Annotated in this window: 19 protein-coding genes and 1 pseudogene; 4 read left to right on the top strand and 16 right to left on the bottom strand. The window is 68.2% G+C overall.

Annotated features, from left to right (window positions below; genetic code table 11):
* The first annotated feature begins 356 nt into the window (after positions 1 to 356).
* The gene (locus BM085_RS38000; RefSeq protein ID WP_093891612.1) at positions 357 to 620 is read left to right on the top strand and encodes a DUF7660 family protein; all 264 of its coding nucleotides are present in this window, start codon (positions 357 to 359) and stop codon (positions 618 to 620) included.
* Positions 621 to 945: 325 nt separating this feature from the next.
* On the opposite strand, the gene BM085_RS37995 is transcribed toward BM085_RS38000, so the two are convergent.
* From BM085_RS37995 to BM085_RS37980, 4 genes are all read right to left on the bottom strand, one after another.
* A complete protein-coding gene (locus tag BM085_RS37995; RefSeq protein ID WP_012887629.1) occupies positions 946 to 1,299 on the bottom strand; it encodes a helix-turn-helix domain-containing protein in 354 nt (117 codons plus the stop codon).
* Positions 1,299 to 1,670 carry a type II toxin-antitoxin system RelE/ParE family toxin gene (locus BM085_RS37990; RefSeq protein ID WP_093891611.1) on the bottom strand — a complete coding sequence of 124 codons (372 nt, stop codon included), beginning with the start codon at positions 1,668 to 1,670 and terminating at the stop codon, positions 1,299 to 1,301. The genes BM085_RS37995 and BM085_RS37990 overlap by 1 nt, the downstream gene beginning before the upstream one ends.
* Before the next feature lie 648 nt (positions 1,671 to 2,318).
* On the bottom strand, positions 2,319 to 2,909 hold the full coding sequence (locus BM085_RS37985; RefSeq protein ID WP_093891610.1) for a DUF6461 domain-containing protein: 591 nt from the start codon (positions 2,907 to 2,909) through the stop codon (positions 2,319 to 2,321).
* 15 nt (positions 2,910 to 2,924) lie between these two features.
* Positions 2,925 to 3,509 carry a DUF6461 domain-containing protein gene (locus BM085_RS37980; RefSeq protein WP_093891609.1) on the bottom strand — a complete coding sequence of 195 codons (585 nt, stop codon included), beginning with the start codon at positions 3,507 to 3,509 and terminating at the stop codon, positions 2,925 to 2,927.
* A 7-nt stretch (positions 3,510 to 3,516) separates the two neighbouring features.
* Between BM085_RS37980 and BM085_RS37975 the strand changes: the two genes are divergently transcribed.
* On the top strand, positions 3,517 to 3,837 hold the full coding sequence (locus tag BM085_RS37975) for a hypothetical protein (protein WP_143121256.1): 321 nt from the start codon (positions 3,517 to 3,519) through the stop codon (positions 3,835 to 3,837).
* 248 nt (positions 3,838 to 4,085) lie between these two features.
* Here BM085_RS37975 and BM085_RS37970 read toward each other — a convergent pair whose 3' ends face one another.
* The 8 genes and pseudogenes from BM085_RS37970 to BM085_RS37940 all read right to left on the bottom strand — a co-directional run bounded on the left by BM085_RS37970 (position 4,086) and on the right by BM085_RS37940 (position 9,696).
* Positions 4,086 to 4,358 carry a hypothetical protein gene (locus tag BM085_RS37970; RefSeq protein WP_093891607.1) on the bottom strand — a complete coding sequence of 91 codons (273 nt, stop codon included), beginning with the start codon at positions 4,356 to 4,358 and terminating at the stop codon, positions 4,086 to 4,088.
* A gap of 262 nt (positions 4,359 to 4,620) precedes the next feature.
* Positions 4,621 to 4,869: an SMI1/KNR4 family protein gene (locus BM085_RS37965; RefSeq protein WP_093891606.1), complete on the bottom strand. Its 249-nt coding sequence runs from the start codon at positions 4,867 to 4,869 to the stop codon at positions 4,621 to 4,623.
* Between the two features lie 116 nt (positions 4,870 to 4,985).
* A pseudogene (locus BM085_RS37960) lies at positions 4,986 to 5,285 on the bottom strand (recombinase family protein); the annotation flags it as partial.
* A 111-nt stretch (positions 5,286 to 5,396) separates the two neighbouring features.
* On the bottom strand, positions 5,397 to 6,140 hold the full coding sequence (locus BM085_RS37955) for an alpha/beta fold hydrolase (protein WP_093891619.1): 744 nt from the start codon (positions 6,138 to 6,140) through the stop codon (positions 5,397 to 5,399).
* 184 nt (positions 6,141 to 6,324) lie between these two features.
* A complete protein-coding gene (locus BM085_RS37950) occupies positions 6,325 to 7,257 on the bottom strand; it encodes an SMP-30/gluconolactonase/LRE family protein (protein WP_093891605.1) in 933 nt (310 codons plus the stop codon).
* Positions 7,258 to 7,358: 101 nt separating this feature from the next.
* A complete protein-coding gene (locus BM085_RS37945) occupies positions 7,359 to 8,243 on the bottom strand; it encodes an SDR family oxidoreductase (RefSeq protein ID WP_093891604.1) in 885 nt (294 codons plus the stop codon).
* 2 nt (positions 8,244 to 8,245) lie between these two features.
* Positions 8,246 to 8,416 (bottom strand): hypothetical protein, encoded by a 171-nt coding sequence (locus tag BM085_RS44970; RefSeq protein ID WP_177245476.1) that lies wholly within the window; start codon positions 8,414 to 8,416, stop codon positions 8,246 to 8,248.
* A gap of 17 nt (positions 8,417 to 8,433) precedes the next feature.
* The gene (locus tag BM085_RS37940) at positions 8,434 to 9,696 is read right to left on the bottom strand and encodes an MFS transporter (RefSeq protein ID WP_093891603.1); all 1,263 of its coding nucleotides are present in this window, start codon (positions 9,694 to 9,696) and stop codon (positions 8,434 to 8,436) included.
* A gap of 79 nt (positions 9,697 to 9,775) precedes the next feature.
* Between BM085_RS37940 and BM085_RS37935 the strand changes: the two genes are divergently transcribed.
* On the top strand, positions 9,776 to 10,675 hold the full coding sequence (locus BM085_RS37935) for a LysR family transcriptional regulator (protein WP_093891602.1): 900 nt from the start codon (positions 9,776 to 9,778) through the stop codon (positions 10,673 to 10,675).
* Between the two features lie 211 nt (positions 10,676 to 10,886).
* Here the strand turns inward: BM085_RS37935 and BM085_RS37930 are convergent, their stop codons facing one another.
* From BM085_RS37930 to BM085_RS37915, 4 genes are all read right to left on the bottom strand, one after another.
* A complete protein-coding gene (locus BM085_RS37930; RefSeq protein ID WP_093891618.1) occupies positions 10,887 to 11,165 on the bottom strand; it encodes a hypothetical protein in 279 nt (92 codons plus the stop codon).
* 51 nt (positions 11,166 to 11,216) lie between these two features.
* The gene (locus BM085_RS37925) at positions 11,217 to 11,777 is read right to left on the bottom strand and encodes an RNA polymerase sigma factor (protein ID WP_093891617.1); all 561 of its coding nucleotides are present in this window, start codon (positions 11,775 to 11,777) and stop codon (positions 11,217 to 11,219) included.
* A gap of 351 nt (positions 11,778 to 12,128) precedes the next feature.
* Complete coding sequence (locus BM085_RS37920) at positions 12,129 to 12,827, bottom strand: winged helix DNA-binding domain-containing protein (protein ID WP_245789930.1); 699 nt, start codon at positions 12,825 to 12,827, stop codon at positions 12,129 to 12,131.
* Complete coding sequence (locus tag BM085_RS37915) at positions 12,824 to 13,807, bottom strand: MDR family NADP-dependent oxidoreductase (RefSeq protein WP_093891601.1); 984 nt, start codon at positions 13,805 to 13,807, stop codon at positions 12,824 to 12,826. The genes BM085_RS37920 and BM085_RS37915 overlap by 4 nt, the downstream gene beginning before the upstream one ends.
* A gap of 94 nt (positions 13,808 to 13,901) precedes the next feature.
* Between BM085_RS37915 and BM085_RS37910 the strand changes: the two genes are divergently transcribed.
* Entirely contained in the window at positions 13,902 to 14,915 is a 1,014-nt protein-coding gene (locus BM085_RS37910) for a helix-turn-helix transcriptional regulator (RefSeq protein ID WP_245789929.1), read from the top strand.
* Positions 14,916 to 14,923 lie beyond the last annotated feature (8 nt).

Here is a 14,923-nt window from a genome sequence, read left to right as displayed (position 1 = left end):
CCCCGGGGTGATAGCCGTCGCGCTTGTCCGGCTCTTTCGAAGCTGACGCCTCCGGCGGGGGACTCCGCTCCGGGATGATCGAGACTGCCGAACGCAGAGCCGTAGTTGGCTGAGGTAGAAGCCGGATCTTCCCGCCTGCCACGTCCCAGGCAAGCCCAACATCTCGACTCCTCCGGATCAAGGCCGTCTGTGACCGTTGGCATCCAATGACCGAGGAACGTCACCGGCTGATGTACACGCGAAGACGGCCTTGCCCCTCCGTCCCCGAGCTGTTGCCCCTCCGGGGTGGAACGAGGCAGACGGGAAGATCCGGCAGGGGAGGTGCATGTCCGTGGTGAGACCTCCACCATGGAGCCATGAGACAGAACAACACCTCACCTGCCGCCGCCGAAGCGGTCGCGACCCGCGAAGATCTTGCCCGCTACGTTGAGGCCCTTCATGCGGAACTGATCAGCGGGGCGGTCTGGGAGAACGATCGCCTGGACCGTTTCCTGGGAGCGCTGGCGAGCTGGATCAAATCTTCCCCTGGCTACTACACGAACACGGGCCGCCCTGCGCCCGATGACGCCTCCTGGTCGTTCTTCGCCAACGCACTGGGGGCAGCAACGATCTACGAGTAGGCGTGCCCGTTACGTGCCCGTCAGAAGAGCGACCAAGGGGGACTCACGGAGAATGACAGGTACTCGAAGCGCTCCCCCTCAGGTCAGCCCTTCCCCAGCTCAGCGATCAGATGTGTCAGAGACTTCCCAAGCTGACAGCGCGGGTTCGATTCCCGTCACCCGCTCTAACAACAAAGCCCAGCTTAAGAACGTGATCTAGAGCTGGGCTTTTCCTCGTTCCCCTGGCGCCGACAACCCTCGAGCAAGGCTGCCGCAGCTGAAGACCGCTACTGCGAAAGGAGCAGCGGAAGCTTACAGACTGAGCTTCGAAGTGGCCGCCTGCGGCTTATGCATTCGTGAGCTGTCGGTGATGCACCGTTAGAGGCTCGATTTCAGTGGTGTCGTCATCGACGACGAGCTCGACGCGGAACCGGACCCCCATTGCCGCACCGAGGCGCAGCAGTGTCGCTATATCCGGAATGCCACCACCGCCCTCGATGCGAGACAGAGCGGGCTGGGACATCCCGGAGCGCTCCGCTACGACCTTCTGAGACAAGCCTCGGCGCTTACGGATCTCACGCAACTGGTCTCCAAGCTCCAGGTCACGGCCCGCCTGCTCGTATTCGGAGTGGGGCTGCGCATCCGCTTCCATCTCGCGCAGACGCTTCGCCTTGTAGGTTTCCCAACGACTGTGACCCATCATGCGCTCCTCTCGAACACGTGCGTAGTGGTTAGGTCGTGCTCTGCCTCACACCGCTTCTTGGCAGCGATCGCTCGGTCGATGTCGGCAGGCTGCGTCCCATCCTGTGTCTTGCGGAAGACCGTCAGGATCACGATCACCCTGTTGGATGGCTTCCAGAAGGTCAATCGCCAGGTCGTGCGGTCGAGAGCAACACGCAGCTCGTGCACACCTTCGGCATCCTTCAGCTTCTTCACGTGACCCCCATCAGGGATGCCACCAGTGACGAGATAGTCGTCTACGTTCCGCATGACCCGCTGATAGAGCGGAAAGGAAAGTCCGTCCAGCCAAGACTCCACCTCCGGCTCCAGGTCGATCTCCCACTGAGACATACCATCAATAGTATATGCACTCGATGGTAACCCGCGGCAGAGATGAGCACCAGGCCTGACCTCGCGTCCACTCCTCGATCTTGGTTGCCATCCCAGATCAGCCGCTACGCCCTCAGCTGAGCCCTTGGCCTAGCTGAGGCGATAGTTGGCCCCGCCGCCGTCTGCTAGGCCTGTACGGAGTTGAGGTCAGGGGGATTCGCCTGCGTGGCGGTTTGCCGTCCTGGTAGGCCATCGCTATGGCACGTGGAGACTTCACCGATCACGCTGGCGCATAACCCCGTGCCCGTCAGGAGGGGGATCAGGGGGAATCACGGGGAGTCACGGTCACTCAACCCGCTCCCCGCAGGTCAGCATCTTCCCAGCTCAGCGACCATGTGCGCTAGAGACTTCCCAAGCTGACAGCGCGGGTTCGATTCCCGTCACCCGCTCTCGACGAGCCTTGCTCGGTGGCATTATTTGGCCACCTTCGCGAGGCTTTTGCGTTGTCTGGGAGCGACCCCCAGACCCCCGCTGCGAAGGAGCTTTCGCCCCCTCGCGCTCCCCTTGGCCGCTGTCGCGTCCTGGCGTCGCTTTGCATGGTCCTGTTCCTCCAAGGCGATGCGCGCCTTGCGGGCATCGGATAGGTCGTCATGGACGTATCGCCGGCTTCTAGGGCTTCGTGGGGTCGGCGGGCAGGAAGCCGCCGAGGAACGAGAGCTCGCCGAGTAACTCCGGAGTCAGCGTGATGCCGGTCAGTTCCTCGGCCCAGACGAACACCGGCCCCTCATTGATGTTCCACACGCCCGGAAACCGGGCGTCGGAGCGGCCCACGATCTCAGCGAAAGCGACCGGCATGTGGTCGGGCTCCGCGTGCGTGTCGCCGACCATGAAGCCTTCCTGGGGATAGAAGCTGATCTGCTCCTGCCCGTCTTCGAACCAACGGAAGTCGTGGAGTGCCTTGATCTCCAGCAGGAAGTGGGAGACGACACGAGTGCCCGCCGACAACCGCTCGACGATCTTCTCGTCGACTCCGATGTAGCGGTTGTCGATAGCCAGCGTCCAGTCACTGATGACGGCCGCGGCGACGAGCGGAACCTGCCTGTCGTAGAGACGCCACCACTGCTCGACCATCTCGGCGAAGGTCATCGGGGTGAAGGTGGCGGGATCGCCGCCCCAGCGGGTCACGAGGTCGGCGGGGCTCACGCCCTTCACATAGGTGAAGGTCTTGCCGTCGGCCATCTCGGACAGTTCCTCATACATGCGGGACACGACAATCTATTCGGGACGGACGGGTGAGATCGGGCCACCGACGAAAGTCAGCTCTTCGAGGAGTCGGGGGGTCATGGTGATGCCGGTGAGGTCCTCGGCCCACATGAAGACCGGGCCGACGTTGATCTCGGGCATGCCCGGGAATTGGGCGTCGGAACGGGCCAAGATCGGGGCGAACGTCGCCGGCATCTGGTCGGGCATGACCATCTGTTCGTCGATGACGAAGCCGTCCTCGCCGTAGAAGCCGACCTCGGTCCGCCCGTCTTCGACCCAGTGGAAGTAGTAGATCCCGGTGATGTCCTGCAGATAATGGGCGACGACCCGGGTGCCCGCCGACAGCGACTCGACCATTCCGTCGTAGAAACCGACCATGTTGTTGTCGACGATCAACGTCCACTCACCAAGGGAGGCGACGGCGGCCAGCGTGACGCCCTCGCTGCCCCAGGAGTGGGTCCGCGCGACCTTCTCGACGGACATGGGGGCGAAGGTGGCGATGTCCCCGCCGAAACGGGCGACGACGTCAGCGGGGGACACGCCCCTGACGTAGGTCAGGGTGACGTGGTCGAGGGAGTTGGCCAGGTCGTGGTACATGCGGGGCATGATCTCAGGACGTACCGACGAATCAGGCTTGCGGGGTCGCGGGGTGGTGCAGGGCGCGCAGGCGCGTGAGAAGTCCGGCCTGTTCGACCGCCTCGCCCAGGCGGGACTCAGACCCCTGACCGGCGGCTTCAACAACACCGTGTACGCCTGGGAACGCCCCGGCCATGACACTGAAGTCATCAAGCTCTACAAGACCGACGGCTACGGCCCTGGCCAACGCGAATGGATCGCCCCCACCCAGCTCCACGGCGTCCATCCCGCGACGCGCCCGCACCTCTCTGGGAAGATCTTGACGAACCCCCGCCCGCGATCGGCATGAGTCACATACCCGACGTTCTGCTCCCCGAGGTCGACTCCGATCAACGCGGCACCGCTCTCAAGCCCTTGCCGGGCTGCACAGCCGCATCCACGCCCTGCGGATCCCACCTGCTTTGACCGGCGTTCCCCGCGTCGACTCCTGGTCGCACTTCGCGGGCCGTCTCACCGACATCTGGCCCGCCCAGCTCACCGACGCCGCGCGGGGTTGCACGCCACCGCCATCAGGTGCGCAGACGCGCCACTCTCCGTCTACTCCGTGTAGGTGCCATCCGGGCGCATGACCACAGTCCGCGTCACGGGGGCGATGGTTGCGCGTGGCACACGATCGTTCACCGCGATGACCAACCGGAGTGCCCGATCGGCCTCGGGAAGCACGTAAGCCAGGACCTTGTAGCCGCTCCCGTCCTCTCCGGTGACGTTCGCCCAGTCCTTATCGCCGTTCTCCTCCATGACCGCGAGTTCGTCATAGACAGCGGCACGACGCCACCGTGACAGGTACTCCTCTGCGATCTTGGCTGCCACCTGCTCGTTTATCCCCGCAGAGCCGCCCTCCGTCCTGCCATTAGCGTGCCATTAAGGAGGGTAACGAGGGGGCAACCACGGTCACTCATGACCGGCGCCAACCGCAGGTCAGCGGCACTACGAGGCGTGATCCATGCGATTCCCAAGCTGACAGCGCAGGTTCGATTCCCGTCGCCCTTCCCCGGGCAACGGCTCAGGTCAGGCAGCAGTCCATGGACGTGCCCTCCACCCGGAAGACCTTCATCCAGCCATGCCTCTATGGTCATCCGCCACGGATCGGATGGATCAAGGCCGCTCGCGTCGCCCAATTCATCTCAGCGGTGTCAGGAGCGATGAACACCTTGTCGAGGTAGGCGGCGAAATCCAGGGCAAGAACGGCCACCGTTGCCTCCCCTCGCTGTCCCGTCCACTCGGGCAAGCCGTGGACATAGCCCACAACCTGCCCATAGGTTGCCGGCGCCAGGTCGGGGAAGAGAATGTCACCCCCGCCATCACGGGCGACAGGAAGCATCGTTTCGAGCGGAAGACGTTCGGCGAGCCATCCATTGGCTTGGTGTCGATATTCTCCAAGCAGCGTGCCCCGGTCCTACTCCCCTACTCTCCCAGCAGCGTGCCCCAGCCGTACTCTCATGGCCGGCTCGGTGCCGGTGGCCGTGCCGTTCTTGCGGGCGCTCTCGTGACCTTCCAGGTGCGGTCGCGGATGTATTCGCGTTCCATCCCCGACAGCGCGGCCGGCACGGTGAACACCACGCCGGACGGGTTGTGGATACCTTGGAGTTCGCCGGTGACGAACTCCAGGCCGACGTCGTGGGCGCGGAGTTGTTCGGCGAGCCCGGCCAGGGCCAGGCCATGGCCGAGCCGCTTGTGCTCGTGCACGACCAGGGTTACCGCGATGCCGGCGGCACGCATCTCTCGGGCGAGAGTGACGGCCCGCTGGAGTTCGGCCGGCGGGCGACGCGGGTGGAGATCTTCTCGGAGGGGACCCGGCTCACCCCGGCAGCCGTGAGGGAGTCAGGGACTCCGGATGATCTCGGCGGTTCACGCGGGGTTGGCGCGAATCCACCCTTCGACGCGCGCGTTGAACCACTCGGGGTATTGCAGCGGCAGTCCGTGGCCCGCGTGCTCGTGAACGATCAGCTCGCTCTTCGAGTGGTCATGGTCGAGTTGCCGCATCCCCTCTCGGAGTGCTCGTGGTTCCTTCGCTCCGGCCAGGAGCAGGACGGCTCCAGGGAACCGGCGCCAGGCCGATGGCGTGCGGAACTCCGCATTGGCCCGGGTCAGCGCGATCAGGCTCTCCGCGGGCAGGGTCTTCGAGGTGCGGATGTAGTCGTCGAGGAGATCGTCCGGGATGTACAGCGACTTCGCTTGGAGCTTGGCGAACCATGTCTGCCGGGCGAGCGGCGCGGTGAGCCTGACGAGCCAGTGGCTCAGGCTCGGCAACGGTATGCCCTGCGTCAGCGCGCTGGTGATGACCACGCGTGTGACCACCTCGGGATGGGAAGCGGCCAGTTCGAGGGCAAGCTGTGCGCCGAGCGAAAAACCCGCCACGGTGACGTCCGTGCCGGCGGGGAGCTGCCCGAGGTAGGCGGCGAGCTCGGCGACGACCGCCGCGCTCGTCGTGAAGGCCATGTCATGGCTATGGCCGTGACCGGGTAGATCAGGCACAAGAACGCGATAGCGCGGTCCGAAGTGGTCGATCTGCGCATCCCACATCCAGCCGGCGACGCCGCCGCCGTGGATGAGCAGCAGGACAGGACCGGCGGCATTACCGGTTTCCCTCATGTACAAGGCAGGTGCCCTCCTCTGGGATCGAGGTTGTCGGAGACAACAACGTTGTACACCGGCACGATCGATTCCCTTGAATGACTGGAATTGCCATTCCAGTCATTCAGGAGGGTGGAGAGTGCGTCTCTCGCCGGCCACACCGGTCAGCCGGGCGAGGGTTTCGGCGTAGCCGACGCGGGAGTCAGGGGCGGGGGATGGCGACTGCAGTGTACGGGGTGGTGGGGGTCGGGCTGGTGTCGAAGCGGGCGTTGGGGAGGTACAGCCGGGAGCCGAAGGCCGCCACGGTCGCCGGTACGTCGAACCGGGGGTCACTCACCCGCCGCACGACGCGGCCGTCGGTCCCGGCCTCGTTCAGCCGCAGGACGGCCACGGCGTTGAACCGGTTCTGCACCGCGTACAACGTCCGGCCGCGCAGCAACAGGCCGTCGCCTTCCCGCAGCGACTCGCCGTGCAGGTTCACCCGGCGGGTCGCACCGGACCAGTCGACGCGGAACAGCCCGCCGGTGTTCGACTGCACGACGATCAGGCCCCGGCCGTCCGGAGTCGGCGTGATCCCGTTGGCGTTGAAGCCGTCGCCGTACACCAGGTCCCCGGTGAGCGGGATCCGCTGCGCGGCGGTGGGCAGCCGTCCGTCACGTAGCGGCAGCTTGTAGAGCACCGGGTTGGTGGAGTCGGTGAACCACGCGGCACCCTGGGTGAGGATGACGTCGTTGACGAACGCCGGGCCGGTGGCCAGCCGGTAGGTGGCCAGCACCCGGCCGGTTCGGGAGTCGACGACACGCGCGTCGCCGCCCGTGCCGCCCGCCACGAACAGCCGTCCGCGCTCGTCGATCTTCATTCCGAGGGACGGCGTGCCGGGCCCGCGGCTGATGATCGCGCCGCGTCCGGTGCGCAGGTCGGCGCGGTAGATGGAGCCGTCGGCCATGGAGCCGATGAAGGCGAACGGGCCGGGGCCGATGGCGATGCCCTCGGGCTGGAAGCCGTCAGGCAATGAGATGGCTGTCGGAGATATCCCGGCCCGCCGGTCCGATGCCGCTCCGGCGGAACCGCCTATGGTGATGGCCAGTGTGAGGGCGGCGAGAAGCGCCCCAAGGCCCCTGATCGATCGCATCATCTGATGCCCTCCTAGCTTGTGCGGGCTCTATCGAGTGCCCCGGCTTCTTGGTGGGGTTGCGGCCGACAACGGCATGCGGAAGTTCGTTGAAGCGGGGCGCTTCAGTCGTCCTCGGCCGGGGTGAACGCCGCGGCGTGGTCGCGGACGAAGCCGGCGAGGTCGCGCGGGGGGCGGCCGAGAAGGTCGGCGACCGTACCGGTGGTGAAATCTCCCCAGCCGGAGACGTACGCCCGCGCGTACTCCTCGAGCATGTCGACGATCCATGCCGGAACACCGTAGCCGAGCAGTGTCTCGCGCTTGGCGTCGTCGCTGACCGGCAGGTATGTGATGGGCCTGCCGAGCGCGAGCCCCATTTCGGCGGCGACCTCGTCAACTGTCAGCGAGCGCGGGCCGGTGAGGGTGTAGGTCCGGCCGTGGTGGCGATCCGGGTCGTCGAGGAGCACGCGGGCGGCGCAGTCGGCGATGTCGCGCACGTCGATCATGCCGATCCGCGCCGAGGCCATGTTCAGCGAGAACGTGCCGGTGGCGGCGATGTCGCCCGCCTCGTTCAGCAGGTTCTGCATGAACCAGTGGGGACGCAGGATCGTCCAGCGCATGCCGCACTGTTCGGTCTCCCGGTCCGACAGCGCGTGCAACCTGCCGCTGCGGTTCGGCGCGTCGTGTGCCGCGCCGACGACGGACAGGCGCACGACGCGCTCCACGCCGGCCTGACGTGCGGCCCACACGGCGTTCATGTTGTGCTCCGGAGCGCGCGGGCCGTTCGGGGTGAGCAGCCACACGTCCTGCACGCCCTCGAAGGCGGGCGGCAGCGACCGGGCGTCATCGAGGTCGCCGACGAAGACCTCGGCGCCCTGCCCGCGCGGGCCGTCCGCTCTGGACTCGTCGCGGACGAGAGCACGGAGGTCCACCTCGGCCCCTTCCAGCGCGGTCATCAGTGCGCTGGACACGGTCCCGGTGGCTCCGGTGATCAGCACGGTGCGCGGCACGTTCATTCTCCTTTGGCGGTGGCCATGGCCGTGGCCGCGGCGGGGGCGGGGGCGGGGGCGGGGGTACGGACCAGGTCGCGGACGACGTCGGCCGTCGGCTGCGCACGGGCGAGCGCCTCGGGTACCACGCGGCTCCCCATGTTTCCGGCCGCTCCGAACACGGTGACGTGCATGGTTTCAGCTCCTTGGATCAGTTGGCCGAGGTGGCCGGTGTCGCGTCATGGCCTTGTTGAACTGAGGTCTTCGCCGGCTTTCCTGCCGTCCGGCCGACAGTGACGCGCTCCAGGACCCAGAGCACGACGGTCCCGGCCGAGAAGGTGGCGCCCAAGACGCACACGCCGGTCCAGCCGCTGTGCACCCAGACCACCGCAGCCAGCGCGGACCCCACCGCGCCGCCGACGAAAAGGCAGGTCATGAAGGCGGAGTTGATCCGGTTGCGGGCCTCGGGCCGCAGCGCGTAGAGGACGTTCTGGCTGCTGTTGAGCACCGCCTGATGCGCCAGGTCCAGCACGATCACGCCGACGAGCAGCCAGACCAGCGTGCTCGCCCCCGCCGTGATCGCCGTCCAGGACGCCACCAGCAGGACCGTCCCGGCGCCGGTCACGGCCTGCACATACCCGCGGTCGGCCAGCCGCCCCGCCACCGTGGCGGTCAGCGCACCCACGGCGCCGACCAGCCCGAAGAGTCCGATGGCCGACTCCGACCAGCCGTAGGGCGAGCCCGCCAGCAGCAAGGTCAGCGCCGTCCACAGCACGCTGAACGAGGCGAGGCTCAACGCGGCGATGCCCGCCCGCCACCGCAACAACGGCTCGTACCGGAACATCGCCACCGTCGAACGCAGCAGACCCAGATAGGACCGGCCTCCGCCGTCCCCGCCGAGCCGGGGCAGGAAGATACGCAGCAGCACGGCCATCAGCGCCATCAAGACCGCGGCCACCCAGTAGACCGTCCGCCACCCGCCCAGCTCCGACAACGCCCCGGACGCGGTGCGCGCCAGCAACAGGCCGAGCATCAGCCCGGTCATCACCGTGCCGACCACCCGGCCACGCTCGGCCGGGGCCGCCAGCGTCGCCGCGAACGGCACCACGACCTGGGCTCCCACCGAGGTCAGCGCGGTCAGGGCCGTACTGACCAGGAGCACCGTGCCGTTGGAGGCGGTCGCCGACACCAGCAGAAACACGGCGGTCACCGCGTAGAGCGACACGGCAAGCCGCCGCCGCTCCAGCAGGTCGCCGAGCGGCACCAGCAGGATCAGCCCCAATGCGTACCCGGCCTGTGCGGCGGTCACCAACAGTGCCGCCGACGACGGCCCGATCCCCATCTCCCGGCCGATCAGGTCAAGCAACGGCTGCGCGAAGTAGTTGCCCGCGACCGCCAACCCGGTCGCCACCGACATGAGCAGAAGCAGCCCGCGCGACAGGCCACCGTCCGAATGGGAAACCGTTGTCGTCATGCGCCCAGCCTCGGAGATAGGGCATCAATGAGTCCAACACATGTTTGTCATCGGATCGATCGTGCATCACGATTAATCCATGGAACTGCAGCAGATGCGCTATGTCGTCGCTGTCGCGGAGACGAGCAACTTCACCCGGGCCGCCGAGCAGTGCCTGGTCGTCCAGTCCGCCCTGAGCCACCAGATCGCCAAGCTGGAACGTGAGCTGGGCGCCAAGTTGTTCAGCCGCACCAGCCGCCGCGTCCGTCTGACCCCCGCCGGTGAGGCGTTCCTGCCCGCGGCCCGCCAGGCTCTCGACGCCGCCGAACGGGCCCGCGCCGAGGTGGCGGCCGCCGCCGGTGAGATCCGCGGCCGGCTGGCCATCGGCGCCATCCCCACCGTCACGGCGGTCGACCTGCCGGCCACGCTGAAACGGTTCCACCTGCGGCATCGGCAGGTGCGGATCAGTCTCCGCTCCGGCGCGAGCGAGGAGCTGATCGAACGGGTGCGGCAGGGCACCCTGGACGCCGCCTTCCTGGGGCTTCCCCCGACCGCGCGTCCTCAGGGCGTCCGCGGTCGCGAACTGGCGCGCGGTGACCTGGTCGCCGTAGTGGCGCCCGACCATCCGCTGGCGGACGAGGAACGCGTGGATCTGCACCAGCTGTCGGACGAACCGTTCGTCGACTTCCCTCCGGGCACCGCCGCCCGGGCCCAGTCGGACGAGGCGTTCGCAGCGGCCGGAGTCCGGCGCGAGGTCGCCTTCGAAGTGACGACCGTGGACTTCATAACTCGCCTGATCCGACAGGGCCTGGGCATTGGGATGCTGCCCGCCGCCTTCGTGGCCGAACTTCCCGATCTGCCCGTTCTCCAGCTCCGCGACGCTCCTGCGCGCATGGAGTACCTCATCTGGAGTCGCTTCCCTCCATCCCCTGTCGCCGCGGCGTTCCTGTCCGCCCTCGGCGTCTCGGCGGCGGAGTCCTCAGAATCGCCGGGTCCGTGACTTCAGGTGTCCGGCGGGACAACCACCGGTCGACCTCGGTCTCGTGCCGCAGGTCGCGATCACGCGGCCAGACACCATGAAGATCGTTCTCTGGACGCAGCCGACCACCGGCATCGCCGAGCAGGCGGGGCGGGTGGTCTCGCGCTGGGACCGGCGCAGCAGGGCCTCGGTGGAGGCGCCGCCCTGCCGGCCCGCCAGGCTGCGCCGGCCTTCAGACGCCGCTTCGGGGGCGGTCGGCGACCTTCAGCTCGCAAACGCCATCCGAGCACGAACGCCGTAGCCGCCCCCTTGAGATCGTCTGCACCAGCCCGATCGCCCAGCAGGTCGGACATCCGCGGAAAGCGAACACCCCGACGGCGGCGAGCAGCAAGCTGACCGGCCCGACCACCGGGATGAGCGCGACCGAGCAGATCAGCGCCCCGAAACCGACCGCGCCGCGCACCAGGTGCCGGGGCAGCGACGAACTCGCGAAGCCCTGTTCATCAGTCATCGACATCTCCAGGAGCCCGAATCCGACAACAACGAGATCTCACCTGACCGGTCAGACAGCGGCATCGAGATCCCCCGGCGCTGGATCGGACAACGTGCGTTGTACCGCCGTCCGGGCGCGATGCAACCGCGACTTCATCGCCGCGGTGCTGAGCCCCAGCCGGTCGGCGACCGTCCGCCCGCTGAGTCCTTGTACGTCCCGCATGATCAGCACCTGCCGCTGATCGGCAGGCAGCGCGGCGATCGCATCCGCCACGCGCGCGGCCTCCAGACGCTCGAACACCTCGTCCTCGGCCGACGGCACCACGGTGGTCTCGGTGAACGGCGGCAGAGAGCGCTTCATGAAACGCGCCCGCCGGATGCACTCATTGCGAATGATCCGGAACATCCACGAAACGAGCGCACCCGTGGCACGCAAGGTTCCGATCTTGCGATAGAGGACGATGAGCGCTTCCTGCGCAGCGTCCTCAGCGTCCTCAGGTGTGGCGCACAACGACCGCGCGAACCGCTGCACGTGCGGGTGGGCATCCGACACCAGCGCCGCGATCGACTGGACGTCGCCGCCGCGTGCGGCGGCGACCAGGTGCTCGTCCGACCATGTCGTCTCAGCCACGTCCACGCCTCCTTCGGCGGAGCACGACGACACTACACGTGCAGATGAGCACGGCACCGACGGCGACAGCGATACCTACGACCACGACAACCTCCACGTCCGCGTCACCGGCGGGATCGCCGGGACACGTATATGAGGCACTGACGTCGTCAAAGGATTCGCCTCACCGACGAGAAAGCCGGACAGGTCGGAGTGACGTCGATCACCAGCACGGATCGATGTCGTCGCATGCCGCATCCGAGACGGACACGGCAGAACTTCAGCGAGATCACGGACGCGGGACGAGTAGCTCCGCGCTTCCCGGCGATCAGCTCACGTTCCTCATCCAGGATCGTCCCGTGCTCGACCAGCTCATCGATGCGAACCGGGGCGTGTCAGCCCGGACCATGCCTGTACGTCCATGGTCCCGGCCGGGCCGAACGCTGCCAGATAGCGGCGGATCAGGTCCTTGGCGGTCACCGGGGCCATGGGCCGGCCGAGCCAGGTCTCGGCGGGCGTGACGGAGACGGCCGACCGGGTGCCCCAGGAGCCCCATGTGCCGGTGGCCGGGCTGTGGACGAGGGGGGCTCTGAGCTCAACCTCTCCGGCGAGGATGCGCCCGTCGCGGCCCGGGTGGCGTTCGGCCAGCCGTCGGGCCAGCTCCTTCCGCGGTGTCATCGCGCCCGCCAGCAGCTCAAGCCCGGTGGCGACCAGCGAGGCGGTGTCCAGGCCCGCGCTGTTGCGGGCGAAGTACGCCGAGCGGGCGGTGCGGTCGAGCACGGGCTGCAGCAGCGGCCGCAGCCGGCGGAAGTCGTCGGCCGCGGCGAGGTGCTGGGTGCTGCGGAGCAAGCCGGAGCGGACCACCTTCCGATCCTGCAGCAGTGTGGTGAGCTGGGAGTGGGTGAAGCCGTGGATCCTGCTCCACAGCCCGACGTAGGGCCAGTTGGGCTCTTGCGCCTGCAGCGCGACCAGGCGCCCGATCGCCTCCAGCGGGGTGTGATCGGTGCGGGCCAGCAGGAACTGGCGGCCCAGCAGGGCCCGGTTCAGGGCCCTGTTCGAGAGGGCTGTCACGACAGCCGCACCGAGACATTGCCCCGGTAGGCCCCCTGGAGCAGGGACAGGAACGCCTGCGGCACGTCCTCGATCCCGCCCTTGACGACCGTCTGCGGGTAGACGAAGCGGCCCTCGCCCAGCCAGGTGCTGAAGTGCTCCCGCCAGGCGGCGATCTGGTCGGGGGTGTGGTAGCAGGAGAACGGCAGCAGCTCGACGCCCCGGGCCTGGGCCGCGGCGTGATCGGGCTTGGGGAAGCGCTCCGCCGCACCGCCGAGCTGGCTGGACAGCGAACCGCACAGCGCGAAGCGGGCTCCGGGCCTGGCCGTCTGCAGCGCGGCCTGATACTGCTCGCCGCCCACGACGTCGAAGAACACCGAAATGCCCTCGGGCGCGAGCTCTCGGAGCCGGTCGGCCGCCGAGCCGTCGTGATAGTCGAACGCGGCATCGTAGCCGAGCTCATTGACCAGATAGTCGACCTTGGCCGGGCTGCCGGCGCTGCCGATCACCCGCGCCGCGCCCAGGCATTTGGCGATCTGCCCGGCCAGCGAGCCGACCCCGCCCGCCGCGCCGGAGACGAACACCACGTCGCCCTCGCCGACGCCCGCCACGTCGGCCATCCCGTAGTAGGCGGTCGGCCCCTGACCGAGGTAGTAGCCGGGGTCCGCGATGGGATCAAGCTTGATGTACTGGGCGGCTGGGCCCGCCGAGTACTCGCTCCAGCCGGTCATCGACTGGACCAGGTCGCCAACCGCGAGCTCGGGGCTGTCGGACCGGATGACGGTGCCGATGGCGGCCACGCCCACCCGCCGGCCCGGCTGCCAGGCCGGTACCGGGATGGTGCAGTCCGCGCGCATCAACTCCAGGTAGGTCGCGGCGAGCCCTACCTGGTCGGTTCGGACCAGAACCTCGCCGTCCACCTCGGTCGTGGCGACGGTGAAGTCGTCGAGTGCCGGTGCGCCGGCGATCTGCGCGGCCAGCTGGATCTCACGGGTGATCATTTTTTGGTCCTCAGGTGGTCGGTACGGCCTGCGACATCGACTCTAAAGAGGCTTCCGGTCACTTTTTGACCGGAAGTCGGGCGAGGATGGCGATATGGCGAACACCAGCTCACGGACCCTCAGACTGCTCTCGCTGCTGCAGACCCACCGCCACTGGCCCGGCCTGGAACTGGCCGAGCGGCTCGGAGTCTCCGAGCGGACGCTGCGCCGCGACGTCGACCGGCTGCGCGAGCTCGGCTACCCGGTCGGCGCCGCCCGGGGCACCGACGGCGGCTACCAGCTCGCGCCCGGTGCCGTCCTGCCGCCGCTGCTGCTGGACGACGAGGAGGCGGTGGCCCTCGCGGTGGGCATCGGCGACGCGGCACAGAGCGGGATCGCCGGGATGCAGGAGGCGTCGCTGCGCGCGCTCACCAAGGTGGTACGGATCCTGCCGCCCCGGCTGCGGGCCAGGGTGGACGCCCTGCGGGCGATGACCCTCTCCGTCGCCGCGTCCGGGCCGGTCGTCGCGGCGGGGGTGCTCACCACGGTCGCCCAGGCCTGCCGGGACCAGGAGCGGCTGCGGTTCGGCTACACGGCCAGAGGCTCCGCACCCACCGACCGCGAGGTCGAGCCGCACCGCGTCGTCGCACTCGGCGGCCGATGGTACCTGGTCGCCTACGACCTGTCCCGGCACGACTGGCGCAGTTTCCGCCTCGACAGGTTGATCGAGCCGGCCGCGACCGGCGCGCGCTTCCGGCCGCGTCCGCTCCCGGCCGAGGACGCCGCGGCCTTCGTCCAGGCAGCGAGCGACGCCCCGGCCCCGTACCGGGTCGAGGCGCTCGTCCACGCCCCCGCGCCCCGGGTACGGCAGGCGGTCGGTCAGTGGGGCACCATCGAACCGCTCGACCACGACACCTGCCGGCTCACCATGACTTCGACCTCCCTCGATTGGCCGACCCAGGCGCTGGGCAACGTGGGCGCCGAGTTCGAGGTGCTGGGGCCGCCGGAGTTCGCCACGCATGTCCAGGAGTGGGGCGCCCGCTTCCTCCGGGCCTGCCGAGCCGCTCCGTCTCGGACGGTAATGCCCCCGGGTTCGGTCCGGAAGGAAACCGAACCCGGGGGCGCGTAACGTGGTCG

It is taken from the genome of Streptosporangium canum (genome assembly GCF_900113865.1).
Taxonomy (GTDB): Bacteria; Actinomycetota; Actinomycetes; order Streptosporangiales; family Streptosporangiaceae; genus Streptosporangium; species Streptosporangium canum.
Note: the sequence above shows the minus strand (reverse complement) of the source record. Positions and strands in the feature narration are given on the sequence as shown.

Excerpts from the sequence above, each read along its gene's own strand:
- BM085_RS38000 (WP_093891612.1), top strand. The coding sequence starts at position 357 with ATGAGACAGAACAACACCTCACCTGCCGCCGCCGAAGCGGTCGCGACC.
- BM085_RS37995 (WP_012887629.1), bottom strand. The coding sequence starts at position 1,299 with ATGGGTCACAGTCGTTGGGAAACCTACAAGGCGAAGCGTCTGCGCGAG.
- BM085_RS37990 (WP_093891611.1), bottom strand. The coding sequence starts at position 1,670 with ATGTCTCAGTGGGAGATCGACCTGGAGCCGGAGGTGGAGTCTTGGCTG.
- BM085_RS37985 (WP_093891610.1), bottom strand. The coding sequence starts at position 2,909 with ATGTATGAGGAACTGTCCGAGATGGCCGACGGCAAGACCTTCACCTAT.
- BM085_RS37980 (WP_093891609.1), bottom strand. The coding sequence starts at position 3,509 with ATGTACCACGACCTGGCCAACTCCCTCGACCACGTCACCCTGACCTAC.
- BM085_RS37975 (WP_143121256.1), top strand. The coding sequence starts at position 3,517 with ATGATCTCAGGACGTACCGACGAATCAGGCTTGCGGGGTCGCGGGGTG.
- BM085_RS37965 (WP_093891606.1), bottom strand. The coding sequence starts at position 4,869 with ATGCTTCCTGTCGCCCGTGATGGCGGGGGTGACATTCTCTTCCCCGAC.
- BM085_RS37955 (WP_093891619.1), bottom strand. The coding sequence starts at position 6,140 with ATGAGGGAAACCGGTAATGCCGCCGGTCCTGTCCTGCTGCTCATCCAC.
- BM085_RS37950 (WP_093891605.1), bottom strand. The coding sequence starts at position 7,257 with ATGATGCGATCGATCAGGGGCCTTGGGGCGCTTCTCGCCGCCCTCACA.
- BM085_RS44970 (WP_177245476.1), bottom strand. The coding sequence starts at position 8,416 with ATGCACGTCACCGTGTTCGGAGCGGCCGGAAACATGGGGAGCCGCGTG.
- BM085_RS37940 (WP_093891603.1), bottom strand. The coding sequence starts at position 9,696 with ATGACGACAACGGTTTCCCATTCGGACGGTGGCCTGTCGCGCGGGCTG.
- BM085_RS37935 (WP_093891602.1), top strand. The coding sequence starts at position 9,776 with ATGGAACTGCAGCAGATGCGCTATGTCGTCGCTGTCGCGGAGACGAGC.
- BM085_RS37930 (WP_093891618.1), bottom strand. The coding sequence starts at position 11,165 with ATGACTGATGAACAGGGCTTCGCGAGTTCGTCGCTGCCCCGGCACCTG.
- BM085_RS37915 (WP_093891601.1), bottom strand. The coding sequence starts at position 13,807 with ATGATCACCCGTGAGATCCAGCTGGCCGCGCAGATCGCCGGCGCACCG.
- BM085_RS37910 (WP_245789929.1), top strand. The coding sequence starts at position 13,902 with ATGGCGAACACCAGCTCACGGACCCTCAGACTGCTCTCGCTGCTGCAG.